General features: G+C 61.4%; 1 pseudogene. It reads left to right on the forward strand.

Annotated features, from left to right (window positions below):
• A pseudogene (locus I6F21_RS38405) lies at positions 1 to 188 on the forward strand (glycosyl hydrolase); the annotation flags it as partial.
• Between the last annotated feature and the right edge of the window lie 208 nt (positions 189 to 396).

Here is a 396-nt window from a genome sequence, read left to right on the forward strand (position 1 = left end):
GGCGCCGCCGCAACATTGAAATTGGCGACGGTTATTGCATGACCAACAATTCGGCCGACCAGCGCAACCGCGAGTATTCGTATCCCTCCATCGTGCAAGGGAACGACGGCGCGCTGCACATCGCCTTCACCTATTTCCGCCAGCGCATCAAATACGTGACGGTTGACGAATCGTGGGTGCGCGGCTGACCCGGTTCGGGGCCGATTTGCTACAGTGGCTCCCCATCTGAGGTCGGTTGGATATTTGCAGACATGAAAGTCACGAAGCGCCGCGAGGCCATGCTGAAAGCCGTGCTGGGCGGAATGAACGACGTCGCCACACTGTGCGAGCACTTCGGCATGTCGGAAGCCACCGTGCGCCGCGACCTGCGCGCGCTCGCTTCCGATCGCCGCATCC

Source organism: Bradyrhizobium sp. NBAIM03, assembly GCF_020194055.1.
GTDB classification, from domain to species: Bacteria; Pseudomonadota; Alphaproteobacteria; order Rhizobiales; family Xanthobacteraceae; genus Bradyrhizobium; species Bradyrhizobium yuanmingense.